The 18637-nt window shown below is 70.6% G+C and carries 18 protein-coding genes; 9 read left to right on the top strand and 9 right to left on the bottom strand.

Translation table 11 applies throughout. From position 1 onward, the window contains the following. Positions 1-19 precede the first annotated feature (19 nt). A complete protein-coding gene (locus V7004_RS07205; protein ID WP_334143041.1) occupies positions 20-979 on the top strand; it encodes a DMT family transporter in 960 nt (319 codons plus the stop codon). A 44-nt stretch (positions 980-1023) separates the two neighbouring features. Here the strand turns inward: V7004_RS07205 and V7004_RS07200 are convergent, their stop codons facing one another. Beyond that, the gene (locus V7004_RS07200) at positions 1024-1800 is read right to left on the bottom strand and encodes an SDR family oxidoreductase (protein ID WP_334143052.1); all 777 of its coding nucleotides are present in this window, start codon (positions 1798-1800) and stop codon (positions 1024-1026) included. Positions 1801-1898: 98 nt separating this feature from the next. On the opposite strand from V7004_RS07200, the gene V7004_RS07195 reads away from it, so the two are divergent. The 4 genes from V7004_RS07195 (at position 1899) to V7004_RS07180 (ending at position 6939) form a co-directional block, all read left to right on the top strand. Further along, the gene (locus tag V7004_RS07195; protein ID WP_334143040.1) at positions 1899-3821 is read left to right on the top strand and encodes an outer membrane protein assembly factor BamB family protein; all 1923 of its coding nucleotides are present in this window, start codon (positions 1899-1901) and stop codon (positions 3819-3821) included. Between the two features lie 17 nt (positions 3822-3838). Beyond that, on the top strand, positions 3839-5080 hold the full coding sequence (locus V7004_RS07190) for a hypothetical protein (protein WP_334143039.1): 1242 nt from the start codon (positions 3839-3841) through the stop codon (positions 5078-5080). A gap of 120 nt (positions 5081-5200) precedes the next feature. Continuing rightward, positions 5201-6337: an AAA family ATPase gene (locus V7004_RS07185; protein WP_334143038.1), complete on the top strand. Its 1137-nt coding sequence runs from the start codon at positions 5201-5203 to the stop codon at positions 6335-6337. Beyond that, on the top strand, positions 6334-6939 hold the full coding sequence (locus V7004_RS07180; protein ID WP_334143036.1) for a hypothetical protein: 606 nt from the start codon (positions 6334-6336) through the stop codon (positions 6937-6939). Before V7004_RS07185 ends, V7004_RS07180 begins: the two co-directional genes overlap by 4 nt. Positions 6940-6947: 8 nt before the next feature. Here the strand turns inward: V7004_RS07180 and V7004_RS07175 are convergent, their stop codons facing one another. Next, positions 6948-8459 (bottom strand): aldehyde dehydrogenase family protein, encoded by a 1512-nt coding sequence (locus tag V7004_RS07175; RefSeq protein ID WP_334143035.1) that lies wholly within the window; start codon positions 8457-8459, stop codon positions 6948-6950. Positions 8460-8633: 174 nt separating this feature from the next. Between V7004_RS07175 and V7004_RS07170 the strand changes: the two genes are divergently transcribed. After that, positions 8634-9383: a hypothetical protein gene (locus V7004_RS07170; protein ID WP_334143034.1), complete on the top strand. Its 750-nt coding sequence runs from the start codon at positions 8634-8636 to the stop codon at positions 9381-9383. A 36-nt stretch (positions 9384-9419) separates the two neighbouring features. Here V7004_RS07170 and V7004_RS07165 read toward each other — a convergent pair whose 3' ends face one another. Beyond that, positions 9420-9842, bottom strand: coding sequence for a MaoC/PaaZ C-terminal domain-containing protein (locus V7004_RS07165; protein ID WP_334143032.1), 423 nt, complete (start codon positions 9840-9842; stop codon positions 9420-9422). A gap of 112 nt (positions 9843-9954) precedes the next feature. On the opposite strand from V7004_RS07165, the gene V7004_RS07160 reads away from it, so the two are divergent. After that, positions 9955-11442, top strand: a complete 1488-nt coding sequence (locus V7004_RS07160; RefSeq protein ID WP_334143030.1) for an adenylate/guanylate cyclase domain-containing protein — start codon at positions 9955-9957, stop codon at positions 11440-11442. 22 nt (positions 11443-11464) lie between these two features. On the opposite strand, the gene V7004_RS07155 is transcribed toward V7004_RS07160, so the two are convergent. The 3 genes from V7004_RS07155 to V7004_RS07145 are packed head-to-tail and all read right to left on the bottom strand — an operon-like array spanning position 11465 to position 14594. Next, positions 11465-12469 carry an acyl-CoA dehydrogenase family protein gene (locus tag V7004_RS07155; RefSeq protein WP_334143029.1) on the bottom strand — a complete coding sequence of 335 codons (1005 nt, stop codon included), beginning with the start codon at positions 12467-12469 and terminating at the stop codon, positions 11465-11467. 7 nt (positions 12470-12476) lie between these two features. Continuing rightward, positions 12477-13646 carry an acyl-CoA dehydrogenase family protein gene (locus V7004_RS07150; RefSeq protein WP_334143028.1) on the bottom strand — a complete coding sequence of 390 codons (1170 nt, stop codon included), beginning with the start codon at positions 13644-13646 and terminating at the stop codon, positions 12477-12479. Positions 13647-13673: 27 nt separating this feature from the next. Beyond that, complete coding sequence (locus tag V7004_RS07145) at positions 13674-14594, bottom strand: SDR family oxidoreductase (protein WP_334143026.1); 921 nt, start codon at positions 14592-14594, stop codon at positions 13674-13676. Between the two features lie 76 nt (positions 14595-14670). Between V7004_RS07145 and V7004_RS07140 the strand changes: the two genes are divergently transcribed. Continuing rightward, a complete protein-coding gene (locus V7004_RS07140; RefSeq protein WP_334143025.1) occupies positions 14671-15507 on the top strand; it encodes an enoyl-CoA hydratase/isomerase family protein in 837 nt (278 codons plus the stop codon). Between the two features lie 39 nt (positions 15508-15546). Here V7004_RS07140 and V7004_RS07135 read toward each other — a convergent pair whose 3' ends face one another. Beyond that, positions 15547-16032 carry a hypothetical protein gene (locus V7004_RS07135; protein WP_334143024.1) on the bottom strand — a complete coding sequence of 162 codons (486 nt, stop codon included), beginning with the start codon at positions 16030-16032 and terminating at the stop codon, positions 15547-15549. A 40-nt stretch (positions 16033-16072) separates the two neighbouring features. Between V7004_RS07135 and V7004_RS07130 the strand changes: the two genes are divergently transcribed. Further along, complete coding sequence (locus V7004_RS07130; RefSeq protein ID WP_334143022.1) at positions 16073-17503, top strand: amidohydrolase family protein; 1431 nt, start codon at positions 16073-16075, stop codon at positions 17501-17503. Positions 17504-17515: 12 nt separating this feature from the next. Here the strand turns inward: V7004_RS07130 and V7004_RS07125 are convergent, their stop codons facing one another. Then, positions 17516-18043 carry a gamma carbonic anhydrase family protein gene (locus V7004_RS07125; protein WP_442968021.1) on the bottom strand — a complete coding sequence of 176 codons (528 nt, stop codon included), beginning with the start codon at positions 18041-18043 and terminating at the stop codon, positions 17516-17518. Continuing rightward, positions 18040-18540, bottom strand: a complete 501-nt coding sequence (locus tag V7004_RS07120; RefSeq protein WP_334143020.1) for a flavin reductase family protein — start codon at positions 18538-18540, stop codon at positions 18040-18042. Before V7004_RS07120 ends, V7004_RS07125 begins: the two co-directional genes overlap by 4 nt. Positions 18541-18637 lie beyond the last annotated feature (97 nt).

The following is an 18637-nucleotide window of genomic DNA, read 5'->3' as shown; positions in this document are numbered from 1 at the left end:
GCCGTAACCTGCGCGGAGCATGTCCGACGTCGCCACCACGATCGAGCTGACCCCTCGCCCCGGTGTGGGCGCCCTCGCCCAGCGCAGGCCCGTCGCGGTGGTCGTGATCGGTGTGGTGCTGTTCAGCACCGGCCCGGTCATGGTCGGCGCGGCGTCCGTCTCCGGCCCGGTGTTCTCCTTCTGGCGCCTGTGGATCGGTGTCGCGACCCTGGCGGTGGCGACCCTGGTGCACGGCCGGGTCGTCGACCGCTGGCCCTCGCGTGAGGGGTGGCGGCGGGCCCTGGTGTGCGGCGCGCTGTTCGGGACCCACCAACTCGCGTTCATGACCGCGCTGCGCCTGACCTCGGTGGTCGACGTGACGCTCATGAACACCCTCGCACCGGTGGTGGTGGCCGTGCTCGCCGTGCCGATGTTCGGGGAGCGACCGGGCCCCTCGTTCCGCCTGTGGTCCGCGGTGGCCATCGCCGGCGCGGCGCTGGTCGCGGTGGCGGGCGCCTCGGGCCCGGAGGGCGACGCCCTCGGGATGGCGCTGGCCGCGCTGAACGTGCTCGGCTACTCCGTGTACTTCGTGTGGTCGAAGCAAGCCCGCGACCACATCGACACGGTCCCCTTCCTGTTCGGCGCGTCGGTCGCCGCCGCCGTCACGGTCTCCACGTTCGTGGTGGTCACCGGCGAGCCCGTGGGGGTGATCGGCCTGCACGACCTCCTCCTGTGCGCCGCGGTGGCCCTGTTCCCCGGGGCGCTGGGGCACTTCTCGGTCACCTGGTCACTGCGATGGGTGCCCGCCAACCTCCCCCCGGTGCTCATGCTGGCCATCCCGGTGCTCTCCGGTGCGATGGCCTGGGTGCTGCTCGGCCAGGCCGTGACCGCGGTGCAGGTGATGGCGGGCGCGCTCACCATCGCCGGGGTGGCCGGTGCGGTGCGATCCGCACCCGATCCCATGCCTGCCGAGGCGTTGGCGACCGCCGAGGAGACCTGACGCCATCGCCCGCGCCCCCACCCCCACCGGGAGGCGGGCCTGGCTCACCCGGACGACCCACGCCGCTCCGCGATGGACTCCGCCAGCAGATCGAGCTCCTCGGGCGGGTCCTCGGCGGCCATCCAGCGCACCATCCGCTGCGCGACCCACTCAGGCTCCACCGGCTCGCGGTCGAGGTAGCCGATCGAGTGCCACCACTCGAACATCGTCGCCGCCAGATCGGGGTCCCAGCCATCGGCCATACCAGTCAGGGTGGGGCCGACCACCACGCGGGTGAAGGTCACCTCGCTGACCTCCGCACGCCAGGCAGCGGTGAGGGTCTCGAGCCCGGCCTTGCTGGCTGCATAGGCCCCGAGACCGGGAAAGGGGCGGGCGACCGAGTCCGACGACAGGAACGCCACGCGCCCTCCGGCCGACACCAGCGCGGGCAGCGTGGCCCTGGTCACCAGCGCGGCGCCCACCAGGTTGGTCTCCAGCAGGTCGCGCCAGGTATCGATGTCGGTCTCCGCCAGCAACACCAGGTGGTTGATCGCGGTGGCGTACACGAGGGTGTCGAGGCCACCGAGTTGCTGCTCCACGGCTCGCGCCACCAGCTCACACGCAACGGGCACCCGCACGTCGCACTGAACCGGCCAGACAGCCTCCCCCGCTTCGCCAGCCACCTGCTGTAGGCGGTCCAGCCGGCGGGCGGCGATCGCGACCCTGGCGCCGGCGCGCGCCGCTGCGAGGGCAGTCGCCCGGCCGATGCCGGACGACGCCCCGACGATCAGGATCCGCCGGCCCTCGAGCGACACCACGTGACCACCCACGTTCATTATCATGACGCTCACGTCAGGTTTGTGCTCGGGGTCAGCGTGACCGACGGGGGCGGCGAACGGCCGAGCGCAGACCACCGGGAACGGGGGGGACGAGGGGGACCGTGCAGTCGAGAAGAGCGATCGCCGGCTTGGTCGCCGCCAGCCTTGCGCTCGGCGCGTGCCGGGCCGACCCGCCGGCCTCCCCGGTGGCCGACCCGGGCCCGGTCGCTGGGGCGGGTGAGTGCGACTGGCCCATGTGGGGGCACAATCTCGCCCGCACCTTCGCGTATCCCTGCGAGACCGCCCTGTCGACCGCCACGGTGGCCGACCTCGAGCTGGCCTGGTTCTTCAACACCTACGACGTGGTGACCGCGACCCCCGCGATCGTCGACGGCACCGCGTACCTCGGTGACTGGTCAGGGCGCTTCTACGCCGTCGACGTGGCCACCGGCGAGGCCCGCTGGACCTTCCAGGCCGCCACGGAGCCGAACGTGTACGCCGGCCAGATCGTCTCGAGCGCTGCGGTGGCCGACATCGGCGGAGTACGGACGGTGGTGTTCGGGAGCGGCCGCACGGTGCACGCGCTGCGGGCCGACACCGGCGAGGAGCGCTGGTCCCACGCGGTGGGCACCGACGACCCGCAGGATTTCACCGAGATCGAGTCTTCACCGGCGATCGTCGACGGGAAGGTGCTGGTGGGCACCGATGTGCACAACCGCCCCGGCCAGCAGGCGGGGTTGCTGGCGCTCGACGCCGACACGGGCCAGCAGCTGTGGTTCTTCGAGCCTGACCAGGGCCGACCTCCGCAGGGCTGCGGTGACGTGTGGGGATCCCCCAGCGTCGACCTGGAGCGCCGGGCGGTGTTCGTCGGGACCGCCAACTGCCCCCGCTCACCCGACGGATGGGGTCCCTACACCGAGGCGCTCATCGCCGTCGACCTCGACACGGGCGAACCGCGCTGGGCCTTCCAGCCCCACGAACCGAACAACGACGACCTCGACTTCGCCGGTGCACCCAACCTCTTCCGGGCACGAGGACGCGACCTGGTGGGGCTGGGCAACAAGGACGGCACCTACTACGCGGTCGACCGCGACACCGGCCAGCTCGTCTGGAAGGCCAAGGCCACCGAGCCCGGGATCGAGGAGCCCGGAGCCAACTTCTCGACCGGGGGGTTCATCGGCGGTACCGCCTACGCGGAGGGCATCATCGCCGGGGGCACCGCGGTCGGCCCGCCGCCCTTCGTGCACGCCATCGACGCGGCCAACGGGAAGATCCTCTGGCAGGACGCGGGCGTGCAGGCGATCTACGGCTCGGCTGCGGTGGCCAACGGCGTGCTGTTCATCGGTGGCAACGACTTCACCCTGCGGGCCTACGACCTGCGCACCGGCGAGGTGCTCTGGTCCCACGAGATGCGCGGGGTGGTGGCGGGTGGCCCGGTCGTGGTCGGCGACAGCCTGTACGCGGTGGCTGGCATCCGCGAGCCCGGCCTCGAGGGTCGCAGCGAGACCAGCGGCCTGTACCGCTTCGTCCTCCGGGGGAGCACGCCCGGCATCACCCCGCCGGCACCCACCACCTCCACCACCACGGATCGGGCGACCGGTGTGGTGCTGGCGCCCAACGTCCAGCCCTGCGTGGGCAGCCCCTGTGACATGTTCCGGGCGGGTATCACCCTGCGGCGCCCGCCGGGGCTGAGCCCCACCGCCACCCTCGAAGTCCAGACCGATCCGTTCCGGGTCACCTTCCAGGGTGAAGGGCTGGGTCAGCCCGACGAGTGGCTGCAACCCGGCAGCCCAGCCGCCGAGGCGGGTGCCACCATGTTCGGCCTGTTCATCTCCGAGCGCGACGACAACCCGGTCGGCGGTGTCCTGTGCATCCTCGACGAGCACTACCGCTGCAGCGCCGACTCCCTGCCGGCGCGCACGTCCTACAACCGCATCACCCTGCTCGCGCTGGCGAGCGCCGACACGATGCCCACCCCAGCCGACGGAGCGGCCCGCCTGCTGGTGACGGTGTCGTTCGATCCACCGCTGACCCCCGTCAACTGACCCAGGGAGGCAACCCGATGGCGAACGTGCGCAGAGGCGGGCTCGGGATCGTGGCGGTCCTGGCCGTGCCGATCCTGCTGTCAGCCTGCAGCTCGGGGGGCGGCGGGCAGACCGCCACGACCACCTCTACCGCGGCCCGTCAACCGAGCGCCACCACCGCCCCGCCGCCCTCGGAGCCGGCCGGGGTGATCGTGTTCAACGGGCAGGGCAACCACCTCGACGCTTACGCCGCCGAGCCACCCTTCGAGCACCAGCGGGTGATCACCAGCCGGTCGGAGGACCCCGAGGGCCTCGACATCAACGGCCAGATCTGCTTCTTCCCCGACGGATCGGGGCGGTTCGTGGCGGGTGAGGACACGGGCCAGACGGCCGGTGACACCCAGGGATGGGGCATCTTCGAGCTGACGGGCGACCGCATCGGCGACCTGCGGGCCCGGGAGATCGGCAAGCTGGTGCCAACCTTCCAGGGCAGCGCGGACAACGCGGAGAACTACGGGTGCGGCTTCCTCTCCGACGGCCGCATCGTGACCACCGACGTCGGCAACCAGGCGGCAGGCCCCGGTGACGGCCAGCTGATCGTGTGGTTCCCGCCGTTCGACAGCCGTGAGGTGACCTACTGCAAGGTGGACGTGGAGATCGCCACCGCGCAGAGCATCTGGGTGGACGACCAGGATCGGGTGCTGGTGGCGTCGGCCCGGCCAACGTCGTTCGGTGGCCAGACCTCGGGAGTGTGGCGCTACCACGACCTGCCCACCGGGCCCGACGCGGCGGGCGGATGCGGGCGCACCGACGCCACCGGTGCGCCCCTGGCTGATGAGGTCCGCAAGGAGATGTTCATCCCCTCCGGAGAACACGACCTGATCGCTCCCACCGGCGTGACCGGCGGGCCCGACGGGCACCTGTTCGTCTCCAGCGTGATCAACGGGGTGATCAACGAGTACGACGCCAACGGCGTGTACCTGCGCACGATCCTGCGCCCGCCCGCCGGCGAGCAGTTCGGGGCGCAGCCGTTCTCGACCGGCACCCCGCTCGGCATCGCGGCCGGGCCCGACGGCACGATCTACTACGCGGACATCGGCCTGGTGCTCAAGCCCGACGGCGGCATCGGCCCGGGCGACAAGACGGGCAGCGTCCGCCGAATCGTCTTCGTGGCCGGCGAGCCGCAACCACCCGAGACGATGGCCCGCGGGCTCGCGTTCCCCGACGGGATCGGCCTGCTGGTGCCCGGCGCCGGAGGCGGCGGCGCCTCCCGGCTGTAGCGAGGGCGGGCTCGGGCCGGCGCCGTGCCTGGAGAGGGACCATTCGCCATCGTCCGATCCACGGCTCGCACCGATCTCCTCTGCAGGAGATGACCCAGCGCTGTAGAACTGACGAGCACTATGCGCGTTACGTCGCTTCAGCTCCTCCACTGGCGGAACTTCAAAGCCGCCAAAGTAGACCTAACGACACGGGTCTTCATCGTGGGACCGAACGCGAGCGGCAAGTCCAACCTGCTCGACGCGTTCAGATTCCTCCGGGACGTGGCATCGATCGGCGGTGGCCTCGCCAACGCCGTCGAAGCTCGTGGCGGGGTCAAACGCGTCCGATGCCTTGCGGCTCGTAAGAACCCGGACGTGCGCCTCAGGGTCACGCTCGGAGATGACAGCGACCCGGAGCAGTGGACGTACGAACTCGAATTCGGTGCGAACCGCCAGCAGCGCCCCGTCGTCCGGAAGGAGGTCGTGTCCTACCGAGGCGAAGAGCTCAAGCGCCGACCCGATGTCGATGACGAAAACGACCCCGTCCGCCTGACCCAGACAGCGCTCGAGCAGGTCACCGAGAACAGAAGCTTCCGCAACATCGCCGACTTCCTGAGCAGCATCCAGTATCTGCATCTGGTTCCCCAGCTCGTGCGTGAACCGGATCGTTCCATCAACCACCCGAACGACCCCTTCGGAGGCGACTTCCTCCAGCAGATCGCATCCGTCAATCAGCGCACCAGAGCTGCGCGGCTCCGACGGATCAACGAGGCTCTCCGCTTCGCGGTGCCCCAGCTCGAGAACCTGGACCTGCAACAGGACCGAGCGGGCCGTTGGCACCTTCGGGGCAAGTACCAGCACTGGCGCGCGCCCGGGGCATGGCAGGACGAGTCAGACCTCTCAGACGGCACACTTCGCCTGATCGGCCTCCTGTGGACGGTACTCGACACGGGCGGACCGCTCCTTCTCGAGGAGCCTGAGCTGTCGCTGCATCCGGAAGTGATCCGGTTTCTCCCTGCGCTGTTCGCGAAAGCTCAGAGCAGCTCGTTGCGCCAGGTGCTCATCAGCACACATTCGCCCGACCTGCTCTATGACGAGGGAATCGGCCTCGACGAGGTGGTGGTGCTGCGCCCTGGGCCTGAAGGGACCACAGTTCACAAGGCCAGCCAGATCAGCGATGCCCTCGTGCTTCTCCGAGGCGGCACGACGTTACCGGAGCTACTCGCGGCCGAGACCCGACCGGCCCAGGTCTCCCAGCTAGCTCTCTTCCAGCCATGAAGATCGCAGTCAACGTCGCCGTCGAAGGACCGACGGATCGAGCCGTCGCCGAACGGCTCTTGGCCGTGGTCGGGACGTCCGCAGCTCGGGTCTTCACCGTCAGCAAGCCGGAGATCATCAACCGCTTGCAGGGTTACAACCAATCGGCACAACAAACCCCGTGGTATGTCCAGGTCGATCTTGATGACATCCTCTGTGCACCGGAGGCTCGTTCGCTCTGGCTCCCCGAGCCTGCCAAGTACCTTTGCCTCGCCATCGCCGTCCGCGAAGTCGAGGCGTGGCTTCTCGCCGATCGGGACCGGCTGGCGACCTTCCTCTCGTGCGATCGGGGTGATGTTCCCCCATACCCGGATGAGGTTTCCGATGCCAAGGAAGCAATGCTGCGCGCGGCGCGTGCTTCGAAGAAATCAACAACCCGCGAACGGCTCCTGCCTCGTCCCGGAGCAGGCCGCAGGGTGGGTCCCGAGTACGCCACTGAACTCATCCGATTCGCGACCACGATGTGGCGTCCCGAGGTGGCCCGCCAACACTCGCCGAGCCTGGACCGCGCCATCACGAGGCTCGACGAGCTCGTCAGCCGTTGGCAGGAAGGCGAGCGGTAGGCCGAGCCTCAGAACGCCGCGTCGCTCAGGCCGATGTTGACCGTCTTCGTCTCGAGGAAGGCGTCGATGCCCTCTCGCCCGCCTTCGCGACCCAGGCCGGAGGTCTTGTAGCCGCCGAACGGCGCGTTGGGCATGACCGTGAAGCCGTTGATGCCGAAGGTGCCGCTGCGCACGGCCTTGGCGATCCGCAGGGCGCGCTTCACGTCGGAGGTCTGCACCGACGCGCCGAGCCCGTAGTCGGTGTCGTTGGCCAGGCGGATGGCCTCCTCCTCGTCCTTGAACGGGATGGCGGCCAGCACCGGGCCGAAGATCTCCTCCCGGGCGATGGTCATGCGGTTGTCGACGTCGGCGAACAGGGTCGGGTTCACGAAGTTGCCCTGCGCCAGCTCACCGTCGGGTCGGTCGCCGCCCACCACCAGCCGGGCACCCTCCTCGCGCCCCTGCTCGATGTAGCCGGTCACCCGCTCGAGTTGGCGGGTGTTGATCAGCGGGCCGGAGGTGGTGGCCGGGTCGAAGGGGTCGCCGAGCACGCACATCCCTGCCATGGTGGCCAGCTTGTCGATCATCTCGTCGTAGATGTCCTGGTGGATCAGCGCCCGGGTGTGGCAGACGCAGCCCTGGCCCGACAGGCCCATCGACACCATGCCCATCATCGCCGCGGCGGTGAGATCCGGATCGGCGATGTCGGGGAAGACGATGTTGGGGCTTTTTCCCCCGAGCTCGAGCGACACCCGCTTGATGCCGTCGGCCGCGGCAGCGAGGATGCGTCGCCCGACGGCCCGGCTGCCGGTGAAGGTGATCTTGTCGATCAGCGGGTGGGTGATCAGCGCCTCCCCGGTGACCGAGCCCTCCCCCGCCACGAGGTTGAACACCCCCGGCGGGAGACCGGCCTCCTCGAGTAGCTCGGTCAGGCGGAACGCGGTGAGCGACGCGTACTCCGACGGCTTGAGCACCACCGTGCACCCCGCAGCCAGCGCCGGTGCGGCCTTCTGAGCGAAGAGCAGCAGCGGGGCGTTCCACGGGATGATGGCGGCCACCACCCCCACCGGCTCGCGGAGGGTCATGGTGAACATGTCCGATCCCGTGTACTGGGGGATGGTCTCGCCGGCGATCCGGTCCACCCACCCGGCGTGGTAGTCGAACACGTCGGCGGCGATGTGGCTCGACACCTGGTAGATGGACGAGAACGACACGGGCATGCCGTTGTCGAGAGTCTGCAGGCGGTCGAGCTCCTCCGCGTGATCGGCGATGAGCTGGGCCACCCGCTGGAGCAGCCGCTTGCGGTCCTTGGCCTTCAGTGATGTCCAGCGACCGTCGTCGAACGCTCGACGGGCGGCCTGCGCGGCGGCGTCGACGTCGGCACCAGAGGCAGTGGCGAAGGTGGTGACCTCCTCGTTGGACGCCGGGTGGATGTGGGTCCACACACCGCCCTCGGAGCCCTCCCGCCATGAGCCGTCGATGAACAGCCGGCCCTGCCCGACCCCGAGCTCGTCCCGATGAGCCAACACTGACAGCGCCATGGTCCCCCCATCTGCCGGATCCGCGGGTCGACCAGCGTACTGCCGGCCGAGAACACGTTCTACTGCCCCGCCCGGGAGCCCGGCATCCCTGTGCGTCAACGTGCCGACACCTACCGTGGTGACCTAGGTTGCGTGTCGCACGGGGGGCACGAGGGTGGAAGAGTCAGGCCAGGGATGACGTACGCCGGGGACGACGGGGTGACACTGCGGGGTGCCGCGGCGCTCGGAGCCCGCGGCGCATCGGTCGAGGTGGACGACCACGGGATCGTCGTGCATGCTCCCTCGTACACCGCGCGACCGATCCGGATCCGCCTCGAAACGCTCACGGCGATCGTCGACCTGCGGGACCGCCGGGCCCGACGCCTTCCAAACCCGCTGAGCCTGGGCCGCACGGCCACGGTCGCCGGTGTGGGCACCGCATCGCCGCAATCACCGCTGCACCGGGCCACGATCGGGCTGGTGTTCACTGAGCCCACCGCGCTCCCCGAGCTGCTCCCGGGCGCCAGGTGGGATCACGCCGCGGCACCTGGCGACGAGAGCCCGCCCCCGGTCTGGGACGCGCTGGCGTTGAACGCGGGCAAGCACACCGACCAGCTCCTCGCCATCCTGGCCCGCCGCGGCACGCGGCGGGTGCCGTCGCTCGCCTCGGGCGTCACATTGGCAGCGACCGGCCGCGCCAGCGGGTCGGTAGCGGAAGAGCTCGCTCCTGGCGCGCAGAGCATGCCGCTCCTGGCGCTGGCGACCCTCTGCCTGGTGTTGCTGGCGATCTTGGCCCTCGTCCTGACGATGTCCACGGGCTCGCCGTCATGGCTGGGAGTGCTGGTGCTCGCGGTTCCCGTCTACCTCTACGCCACCTCCCGCCTCGTGCATCCCGGTCGCCGCGGCCCGCGCCGCGGCATCAACCCATCGTCAGCCCGGCCGTGAGCCTCCGCCGGCGTGCCCGGGCCGGTTCACCGCCGCTCAGCCCGCCAGGGCGACGGCCTCACCGGCGACCTTGACCTCACCGTCCTGGTTGGCGAGGGTCACCTCGAGGTCGATCAGCTTCCGGCCGCCCTCCTCACGTTTGCCGGTGACGACCACGCTGCTCGTGAGCGTCTCGCCGGGCCAGGTCTGCTTGGTGAAGCGCACCTTGTAGCGAGCCAGGTTGCCGATGCCGACGTAGTCGGTGATCGCCTTGCCGAGCAACCCCATCGAGAACATGCCGTGCCCGAACACACTGGGCAGGCCCGCGGCCTGCGCGGCCACCTCGTCATGGTGCATGGGATTGAAGTCGCCGGAGGCGCCGGCGTACATGACGAGGTCGGTTCGCGTCAGCTCGTGACTCAACGACGGGGCCTGATCGCCGACGTTGACGTCGTCGAAGCTCAGCTTGGGCTCGGCCATCGATGCTGCCTCCCGGATCGGCCGGATCGCTCAGCGGGGGGATTCTTCGCGTTTGCTGACACGCGTGTCAAGTTTCGCGGGCGGAGGCGGACCCGTCCGTAGACTCGAGGGCATGCTCCGGCGGCCCCCGGTGCGCTACCGCCGACCTCTCCAGGCCCTGGCCACGGTTCGTGGGGTCATCGTCCTGCAGGCCGTGGCGAACGGGGCCGGCGCGCTGCTGGTCTTCCTGTACCTCCAGTACCTGTTCCCGGTCCGCACCCCGGAGCAGTCCCAACGGCTCGGCCTCAACCTCACCGTCTTCGGGGCCTACCTCCTCGTCACCCTCTTCGTCGCGTTCCCGCTCAACCGGTACTTCCTCTCCCGGGCGGTGGCCTGGGTGCGCGACGGGCGAGAGCCGACGGACAAGGAGCGCCTGGCCACCCTCACCCAGCCCCTCCAGCAGACCGCGTCGGCCTTCCTGGGGTGGGTCGGCGCCGCGGTGATCTTCGGCATCCTCAACGAGGACGCCACCCGCGTCTCCCTCGGGATCGTGCTCGCGGGGCTGGTGACCTGCGCGTTGCTGTACCTGCTGCTCGAGCGCCACTTCCGCCCGGTGTTCGCGCTGGCCCTCCAGGACGCGAACCTCCCCCGACCGCACCGGGAGATCCTGCCGCGGATCATGATGGCCTGGCTGCTCGGCTCCGCGGTCCCGATCGTGGCCCTGGGTCTCGCTCCCCTCGGCGTGCCGGTCGAGCAGCGGGGCGAGCTCAGCGTCCGTATCGGCGTGCTGGTGGTGGCCAGCGTGGTGGCCGGCGGGCTGATCATGCGAGCCGCGGCGCGCGGGGTGGCGGATCCGATCGAAGCCGTGCGCCGGGCGATGGCCCGGGTCGAGGAGGGCGATCTCGACGTCGAGGTCCTGGTCGACCACGCCGGGGAGATCGGGCGGCTGCAAGCCGGCTTCAACGACATGGTGGAGGGCCTGCGGGAACGGCGCCGCCTCCATGATCTCTACGGCCGCCAGGTAGGCGTCGACGTGGCCCGGGCCGCTCTCGACCAGGAGCCCCAACTCGGTGGGGAGGAGCGGTCGGTCACGGCGCTGTTCGTCGACCTCGACGACTTCACCAGCTTCAGCGAAACCCACGAGCCCGCCGAGGTGGTCGAGGAGCTCAATGCGTTCTTCTCGGTGGTGGTGGAGGTGGTGATGGCGGAGGGTGGCTTCGTGAACAAGTTCGAAGGGGACGCCGCGCTGTGCATCTTCGGGGCGCCGGTGACCCAGCCCGATCACGCCGCGCGGGCTCTGCGAGTGGCCGCGGCTCTCCCCGCCGCGGTGGCCGAACTCCCTGGCCGGCCCGGGGTCGGCATCGGCGCCTCAACCGGCACGGTCGTGGCCGGCAACGTGGGCACCCCCGAGCGGTTCGAGTACACGGTGATCGGCGACGCCGTGAACGTCGCAGCCCGCCTCACCGAGCTGGCCAAGCAACGTGGCTGCCCGGTCCTAGCCGACGAGGACACCGTGATCGCGGCCGGGGAGGCCGGCGGGCACTGGCGTCGGGTGGGATCCACCCAGCTGCGAGGGCGCTCCCGGCCCACCGGGCTGTTCGAGCCATCCGCCCCCGGGTGAGCAGCCAAGGCCTATGCGGCGCCTACCCGAACAGGTCGTCGGCCAGGCGATCGTGGTGCCAGTCTGACGGGCCGAGCAGGTACTCGCTGGCGTAGGCCCGTCGCAGGAACAGGTGCACGTCGGACTCCCACGTGTAGCCGATGCCTCCGTGGATCTGGACGGCGTCCTTGGCGGCCCTCTTGGCCGCCGTGCCGGCCGCGGCCTTTGCCACGTGCGCGGCGCGGTGGCGGTCGGGGTCCCCGGCGTCGAACGTCATGGCCGCGTAGTAGACGGCGGCCGTGGCCCGTTCGTGATCGAGGGACATGTCGACCATCTTGAACTGCAGGCCCTGGAAGGAGCCGATGGGCCGGTCGAACTGCACCCGCTCCTTCGAGTACTGCACGCTGGTGCTCACCAGCCACCGGGTGGTCCCCACCATCTCCGCGGCCAGCGCGACCGTGGCCCGATCCAGCACCGAGGTCAGCGCCTCGGACGAGATGGGCTGCGCGTCCACATCGGCCGGGACCTCGACCTCGAACAGCCGCCGGGTGGAGTCCAGCGTCTCCATGGGGCGTGCGGTGAGCGACGACGCGGGGACCACCGCCACCGCCGGTCCCGGCACGACGAGGGCCACCTGATCGACCCGATCGGCCTCCGGGACGAACCGCCGGACGGGATCGGGCGACGGCTCGGTGGTCCACAGCCCGTCGAGCCCGGCGAGGGCCACCGTGCCGGAGAGCTCACCGGCAGCGACCGCATCCGCGCTCGGGTGCCCCAGTGCCCGCAGGAGTGGCAGGAACAGCGCCGAGGTGGCGAAGTAGGGGCCGGGCAGCAGGACGTGACCCGCTTCTTCGAGGAAGAGGCAGTGGTCCACGAGGGGGCCGTCACCCAGCGCCACCCACTCCCGCAGGTATGTCGCCCACAGCGGCTCGACCACCGACGGGTCCTCCCAGTGGGCACGCACCAGCGCCGACGGGCACTCGTTCCCGAGCAACGATCGGGCGGTGGCCCGCAGCAGCTCCTGCTCGTCGGTCAGGGTGAAGTCCATCGGACGCCTAGCTCTTCGGCAGCCCGAGCACCCGGGTCGCGACCGTGTTGCGCTGGATCTCCGACGTGCCACCGCCGATGTTGGCCGCCAGGCCCACGAAGAAGCCTTGCTGCCAGCGAGCGCGCTCTTCAGTGAAGGCCGGCTCGACCACTGCTCCGTACGGGCCCAGCAGGTCCATCCCCAACTCGAACAGCTCACGCCGCAGCTCGGCGGTGGCCAGCTTCATGTAGCTGTGCTCGGGTGCCGAGCTGCCCTGGGCGAAGCCGGCGAAGCCCTTGTAGCCGAGGGCCTTCAGGCTGGCCACCCGCTCGTACGCGGCCGCCAGGCGACGGCGCACGGCCGGATCGCCCGCCAACCCCCGCCGCTCGGCCAGCGCCACCAGCCCCTCGACCGCCCGCTGGCAGCCGAACACCCCCTCCACCCACAGGCCGCCGCGCTCGTGCGCCAGCGAGCCCATGGTGATGCGCCAGCCGTTGTCGAGCTCACCCACCAGGTTCGACGCCGGCACCACCACGTCGGTGAAGAACACCTCCGCGAACTCCGACCCGCCGCTGATCTGGCGGAGCGGGCGGACGTCGACACCCGGCGTGTCGAGGTCGATGATCAGCACGCTGATGCCCTTGTGCTTGGGCACGTTCGGGTTGGTGCGCACGTAGCAGAAGCACTTCTGCGCCACGGTGGCGTAGGAGGTCCAGACCTTCTGGCCGTTCACGATGAACGAGTCACCGTCGAGCACGGCCCGGGTCTGCAGGTTGGCGAGGTCCGAGCCGGCGTCGGGCTCGCTCATGCCCACGCACCACACCGTGTCACCCCTGATCGCCGCTGGGGCCATCGCCTTCTGCTCGTCGTTGCCGAACTCGAGCAGGCTCGGACCGACGATGGCGTAGCCGCCGAAGTGCACGGAGCGGGGGATGCCCTGGCGGGCCAACTCCTCAAGGTAGATGAGGGTCTGGACCGGGGTGGCGTTGCGGCCGCCGAGCTCGGGTGGGTAGCCGGGGATCATCCAGCCGTGGTCGAACAGGGTGGCCTGCCACTCCCGGGCCCAGTCGGGGATGATCTCGTCGTCCCCACCGAGGAAGTCCTTGCCGACCCGCGCCTGCGGCGGGCAGTGGGCGTTGATGAAGGCTCGCAGCTCCTCACGGAATGCCTCATCGGTCGGATCCCATGCCAGGCGCACCGGTTGCGCTCCTGCCTGCTGCCCGGCCTACCGGCCCGGGCTGGGGAAGAAGAACGGCGGGATGCTGCCGTCGCTGCCCGCGAACAGCTCGTCGCGCACCGCCTCCACTCCGTCGATGGTCCAGGGCTTGTCGGCCGTGGCCTCGGTGCGCGGGCGCCAACCCTCGAGGAGCTGCACCACCCCGCCTTGCACCTTCACCACCTGGCCCGAGATGCCCCGCGCCAGCGGGCTCGCCAGCCAGCAGGCGACCGCGGCGACGTTCTCCGGTGCGAAGCGGTCGAAGTCGCCGTCCTGCACCGTCATGTACTCCCCCGCGACCGCCTCGGTGAGCCGAGTACGGGCCACAGGGGCGATGGCGTTCACCCGCACGCCGTAGCGCTCGAGCTCGCGGGCCACCACGATGGTCATCGAGGCGATACCGGCCTTGGCGGCCGCGTAGTTCACCTGGCCCGCGTTGCCGTACAGCCCGGACTCCGAGGTGGTGTTGACGATCGCCGCCTCGACCGGCTCACCGGTCTGCTTCGACCGCTCCCGCCAGTGGGCACCCGCGAAGTGCGAGGTGCAGAAGTGGCCCTTGAGGTGGACGTTGACGACGAGGTCCCATTCGTCCTCGCTCATCGCGAAGCTCATCTTGTCCCGCAGGATCCCCGCGTTGTTGACGAGCACGTCGAGCCCACCCAGCTCGTCGACCGCTTGGCCGATCAGGTTCTCGGCTCCTGCCCAGGACGCGACGTCGTCGTAGTTGGCCACCGCCGTGCCGCCCGCGGCCACGATCTCGTCCACCACCTGCTGCGCCGGGGTCTGGTCGCGGCCTTCCCCCGACGCCGCCCCCCCGAGGTCGTTGACCACCACCTTCGCGCCCTCGGCTGCGAGCAGCAGCGCCTCGGCCCGGCCGATCCCCCGACCTGCGCCGGTGACCACCGCGACCTTGCCGTCGAAGAGCCCCATGTCCGCGTCCCCCGTTTCCTGACGTTCATGTCACGTTACGCTCTCGCCCCGGAACCCGGCAACGGAGGGAGAGCAGATGGCGGCGGACGAGGCACCGCTCGAGGAGCAGGTCACCTACGACGAGGCCGGCGGCGTGGCGTGGATCACGATCAACGCGCCGGACCAGGGCAACGCCCTCACCATGTCCCGGCGGGACCGGCTCACCGAGCTGTTCCAGCAGGCGTCCGCGTCGTTGGCGGTGCGGGCCGTGGTGCTCACCGCCGCGGGCGACCGGCACTTCTGCACCGGCGCGGCGCTCGGCGGGCCCCGCACGGCCCCGCCCGATCGGCCCGAGGGCGCGCCCGAGCGGGCGGTCGGCGACGCGGCCCGGCTCATCCGGGAGGGCTGGCAGCGCCTCGTGAGCTCGATCCTGGACTGTGAGAAGCCCGTCGTGGCTGCCGTGAACGGCACCGCCGCCGGCGGCGGCGCGCAGCTCGTGCTGGCCTGCGACCTGGTGGTGATGGCCGACACCGCCCGGTTCATTGAGGTGTTCGTGCGACGCGGGATCATGCCCGATGCCGGCGGCGCCTACCTGCTCCCCCGGCTGGTGGGCCTGCACAAAGCCAAGGAGCTGATGTTCCTCGGCGAGGACGTGCCGGCCGGGGAGGCCCTGCGCATCGGCATCGCCAACCGGGTGGTGCCCGCGGCCGAGCTCATCGTGGAGGTGGAGGCCCTCGCGTCGCGGCTGGCCGAAGCGCCCACCCGCGCCCTGGCGATGACCAAATGGCTCCTGAACCGCTCCTTCGAGTCCGACCGCCGGACCGCGTTCGAGGAGGAGGCGTTCGCCCAGGAGCTGGTCAACGGCACCGACGACGCCCGCGAGGGGATGGCCGCCTTCGTGGAGCGGCGCGCGCCGGCCTTCCGTGGCTGGTGACGGCCGCGGCTCGGATGAGCCCCGCGACACCAGCCGGTGTCAGCTGCTCTCGTTCGCGCTGAGCGCGGGGGGACCCTCTGGGCCCCAGTCGTAGCCCAGCTCCACCAGCCACGGCCGAGGGTCGGGAACCCGCCACGACGCCGTGGCCTCGCCGTGCTGGGGATGGGTGAAGGTGACGATGACCGTCGCCTTGGCCTCCGAGCGGGGATCGCCCGAGGTGTCGACCTTGGTGATGGCGGACCGTGGGATGCGGAGCATCTTGTGACCTGCGGTGGTGACGAACACCAGCTCGGTGGCGCTCGCGCCGAGGCAGCCCTGGCCACGCAGGCCCCCGGCCTCCTCCGGGTCACTGGCGAAGCCCACCGCTCTCGAGTCCAGGACCCGCACCTGGTCCGCGCCGCCCAGCTCGGCCCGGCACTGGTCGACCGCCTCCTGGCTCTTGCGGGCGATGACCGGGTTGAGCGCCAGCAGCGCCACCACACCGGCGGCCAGCACCACGACCAGGACGATCACCACGGCAGTCATGACCCGGCACGCTACCAACCGGCATGGGACAATGCCGTGGATGGCCGCCGACGACGTCGACCCGGGCCTGCCGATCAAGCTGCACCCCTGCTCCAACGGGGAGTACCTACCCCCGCCGGTCTCCCCACTGGTGCGCGAGGTGGCCCGCCGCACCCGGGAACGGGCCGCGAGCAACGCCCGCGCCGTCGGCATGTCCCGCCGGCAGTTCCTGCTCTCCTCGATGGGCGCGGCGACGATGCTCACCGTGCTCGCGGCCTGCAGCAAGCAGGCCGAGGAGGGCGAGCCGGGTGGCACCTTCGTCACCTCGCCGGAAGCCGAGCGGGACCCCGACGCGGCCCGTGACGCGCTGGGCGGCGACGACTTCGTGTTCGACGTGCAGGGGCACTTCCTCGACTACAGCCACGACTACGGAGGTCCGGTGCCGGCGTTCCCGCAGTCGAACTGCGGCTCAGCCGACCCGAAGGAGTGCTACTCGGTCGAGCGCTTCCTCGACCTGATCTTCAACAAGAGCGACACGAACATGATCGTGCTGTCCGCGCTGCCCTTCGCTGGCAATCCGCTCAGCCCGGAGGTCATGGCCCGCACCATCGCCCTGGCGGACGAGGTGTGCGGTGACGAGCGGGTCCTCATGCAAGGCGAGGCCCACCCGAGCGACGGCCCGCTCGACGTCGCGCTGGCGGCGATGGCCGACCTGCGGGACCGCTACGGGATCGGTGCGTGGAAGGTGTACACGCACGCCGGTGGGCCGGGCTGGTACCTCGACGACCACGACCCCCGAGCGGCGCAGGTGGGCGAGCGATTCCTGTCCCAGGTGGCGACCCTCGGTCCACCGATCGTGGCCGTGCACAAGGGGTTCTCCTCCGGGAGCCCCTACGCCAGCCCCGTCGATGTCGGCCCTGCGGCGCTGAACCACCCCGAACTCTCCTTCGTCGTGTACCACTCGGGCTACGAAGCCGAGCACACCGAGGGCCCCTACGACGCCGACGCACCTCAGGGCATCGACCGCCTGATCGCCTCGGTGCGAGCGGCCGGCATCGGCCCGGGAGGCAACGTCTACGCCGAGCTGGGTTCGACGTGGAAGTCGGTGATGGGGCGACCGACCGAGGCAGCGCACGTGCTGGGCAAGCTGCTCGTGGCCTTCGGTGAAGACAACGTGGTGTGGGGGACGGACTCCATCTGGTACGGCTCGCCCCAGGACCAGATCCAGGCGTTCCGCGCCTTCCAGATCAGCGAGCAGTTCCAGGAGCAGTTCGGCTACCCGGCGTTGACCCCGCAGATCAAGGCCAAGATCCTGGGCCTCAACTCGGCCAGGCTCTACGGGGTGGAACCGATCACCACCCGCTGCCGGATCGACCGTGGCGAGATCGAGCAGGCGCGCCAGGCGTCCACCGACGGGAACCAGACCTTCGGACCCACCACCGCGGCCGGCGCCCTGGCCCTGATGCGCGCCCACCGCATCGCGACGGTCTGAGTCGGGCCCAGATCAAGGCAACTGCTCGATCCGGCGCAGCTCCCGCCGGTAGCGGGCCGCTCGTTGCACATAGGACCACGCGGGGCCCGAGATCATCTCCGGGGTCACCGAGCCCTCGCGGATCCTGGCGGGAACGCCGAGGGCCATCGCCCCCGAGGGCACCTCCATGCCAGCCGGCACCACGGCGTTGGACCCCACGAGGGCGCCGGATCGGACAACGGCGCGATGCAGGACCACCGCGCCGTTGCCCACCAGGGCGCGGTCCTCCACCGTGCAGCCCTCCAGGTGGACGATGTGGCCGATCACGCAGTCGTCGCCCACGATCGTCGGCAGCTCGGCCGTGCAGTGCAGCACCGAGCCGTCCTGCACCGAGGTACGGGCCCCGATGCGGATCCACCCGTCGTCGCCGCGCAGCACCGCACCCGGCCACACCGAGGCCTCCGGGCCGAGCACCACGTTGCCGATCACCACGGCATCGGGATGCACGTAGGCGTCGGGGTGGATCTCGGGGACCTGGTCGCCCAGCGCGTAGATCATCAGACCGTGAACCGGCCGTACCCGCCGCGATAGAAGATCAGCGGACCGCCCTCGTGCAGCACGTCGAGGTCCTGCACGGCGCCGATCACGATGTCGTGGTCACCGGATACGACGACGTCGCCGATCGTGCAGTCGATGTACGCCAGGGCTCCCTCCAGCAGGGGCGACCCGTTGCCCGAGCGCTTCCAGCCGATCTCGGCGAACTTGTCGGGAGCCTTGCTGGCGAACACCCGGCACACGTCCTCCTGATCGTCGGCGAGGACGTTCACGCAGAACGCACCAGCGGCGCGGATCTTGGGCCAACTCGAGGACTGCTTCCCCGCACAGAACAGCACTTGCGGCGGTTCCAGCGACAGTGAGGCGAACGAGCCCACGGCCAAGCCGACCGGGGCGCCCTCGCTCATCGCCGTGATCACGGTGACCCCGGTCGGGAAGTGGCCGAGGACCTGCCGGAACTTGGCCGCGTCGAAGGTGGTGCTGTCGTCGGTGATGTCGCTCACGGCCGGGACACTACCCCCGAACTGTTCACCGGCACGCGGTCCCGATCCGCACCTGGCTGAACAGTTCGGTGGCGAGGGGGCTGCGCGGTGAGGGGGC

Source organism: Rhabdothermincola sp. (genome assembly GCF_036846205.1).
Lineage (GTDB): Bacteria > Actinomycetota > Acidimicrobiia > Acidimicrobiales > Acidimicrobilacustridaceae > Rhabdothermincola.
Note: the sequence above shows the minus strand (reverse complement) of the source record. Positions and strands in the feature narration are given on the sequence as shown.

Coding starts and splice junctions, on each gene's coding strand:
- V7004_RS07205 (WP_334143041.1), top strand. CDS start 20: ATGTCCGACGTCGCCACCACGATCGAGCTGACCCCTCGCCCCGGTGTG.
- V7004_RS07200 (WP_334143052.1), bottom strand. CDS start 1,800: ATGATAATGAACGTGGGTGGTCACGTGGTGTCGCTCGAGGGCCGGCGG.
- V7004_RS07190 (WP_334143039.1), top strand. CDS start 3,839: ATGGCGAACGTGCGCAGAGGCGGGCTCGGGATCGTGGCGGTCCTGGCC.
- V7004_RS07185 (WP_334143038.1), top strand. CDS start 5,201: ATGCGCGTTACGTCGCTTCAGCTCCTCCACTGGCGGAACTTCAAAGCC.
- V7004_RS07180 (WP_334143036.1), top strand. CDS start 6,334: ATGAAGATCGCAGTCAACGTCGCCGTCGAAGGACCGACGGATCGAGCC.
- V7004_RS07175 (WP_334143035.1), bottom strand. CDS start 8,459: ATGGCGCTGTCAGTGTTGGCTCATCGGGACGAGCTCGGGGTCGGGCAG.
- V7004_RS07170 (WP_334143034.1), top strand. CDS start 8,634: ATGACGTACGCCGGGGACGACGGGGTGACACTGCGGGGTGCCGCGGCG.
- V7004_RS07165 (WP_334143032.1), bottom strand. CDS start 9,842: ATGGCCGAGCCCAAGCTGAGCTTCGACGACGTCAACGTCGGCGATCAG.
- V7004_RS07160 (WP_334143030.1), top strand. CDS start 9,955: ATGCTCCGGCGGCCCCCGGTGCGCTACCGCCGACCTCTCCAGGCCCTG.
- V7004_RS07155 (WP_334143029.1), bottom strand. CDS start 12,469: ATGGACTTCACCCTGACCGACGAGCAGGAGCTGCTGCGGGCCACCGCC.
- V7004_RS07145 (WP_334143026.1), bottom strand. CDS start 14,594: ATGGGGCTCTTCGACGGCAAGGTCGCGGTGGTCACCGGCGCAGGTCGG.
- V7004_RS07140 (WP_334143025.1), top strand. CDS start 14,671: ATGGCGGCGGACGAGGCACCGCTCGAGGAGCAGGTCACCTACGACGAG.
- V7004_RS07135 (WP_334143024.1), bottom strand. CDS start 16,032: ATGACTGCCGTGGTGATCGTCCTGGTCGTGGTGCTGGCCGCCGGTGTG.
- V7004_RS07130 (WP_334143022.1), top strand. CDS start 16,073: ATGGCCGCCGACGACGTCGACCCGGGCCTGCCGATCAAGCTGCACCCC.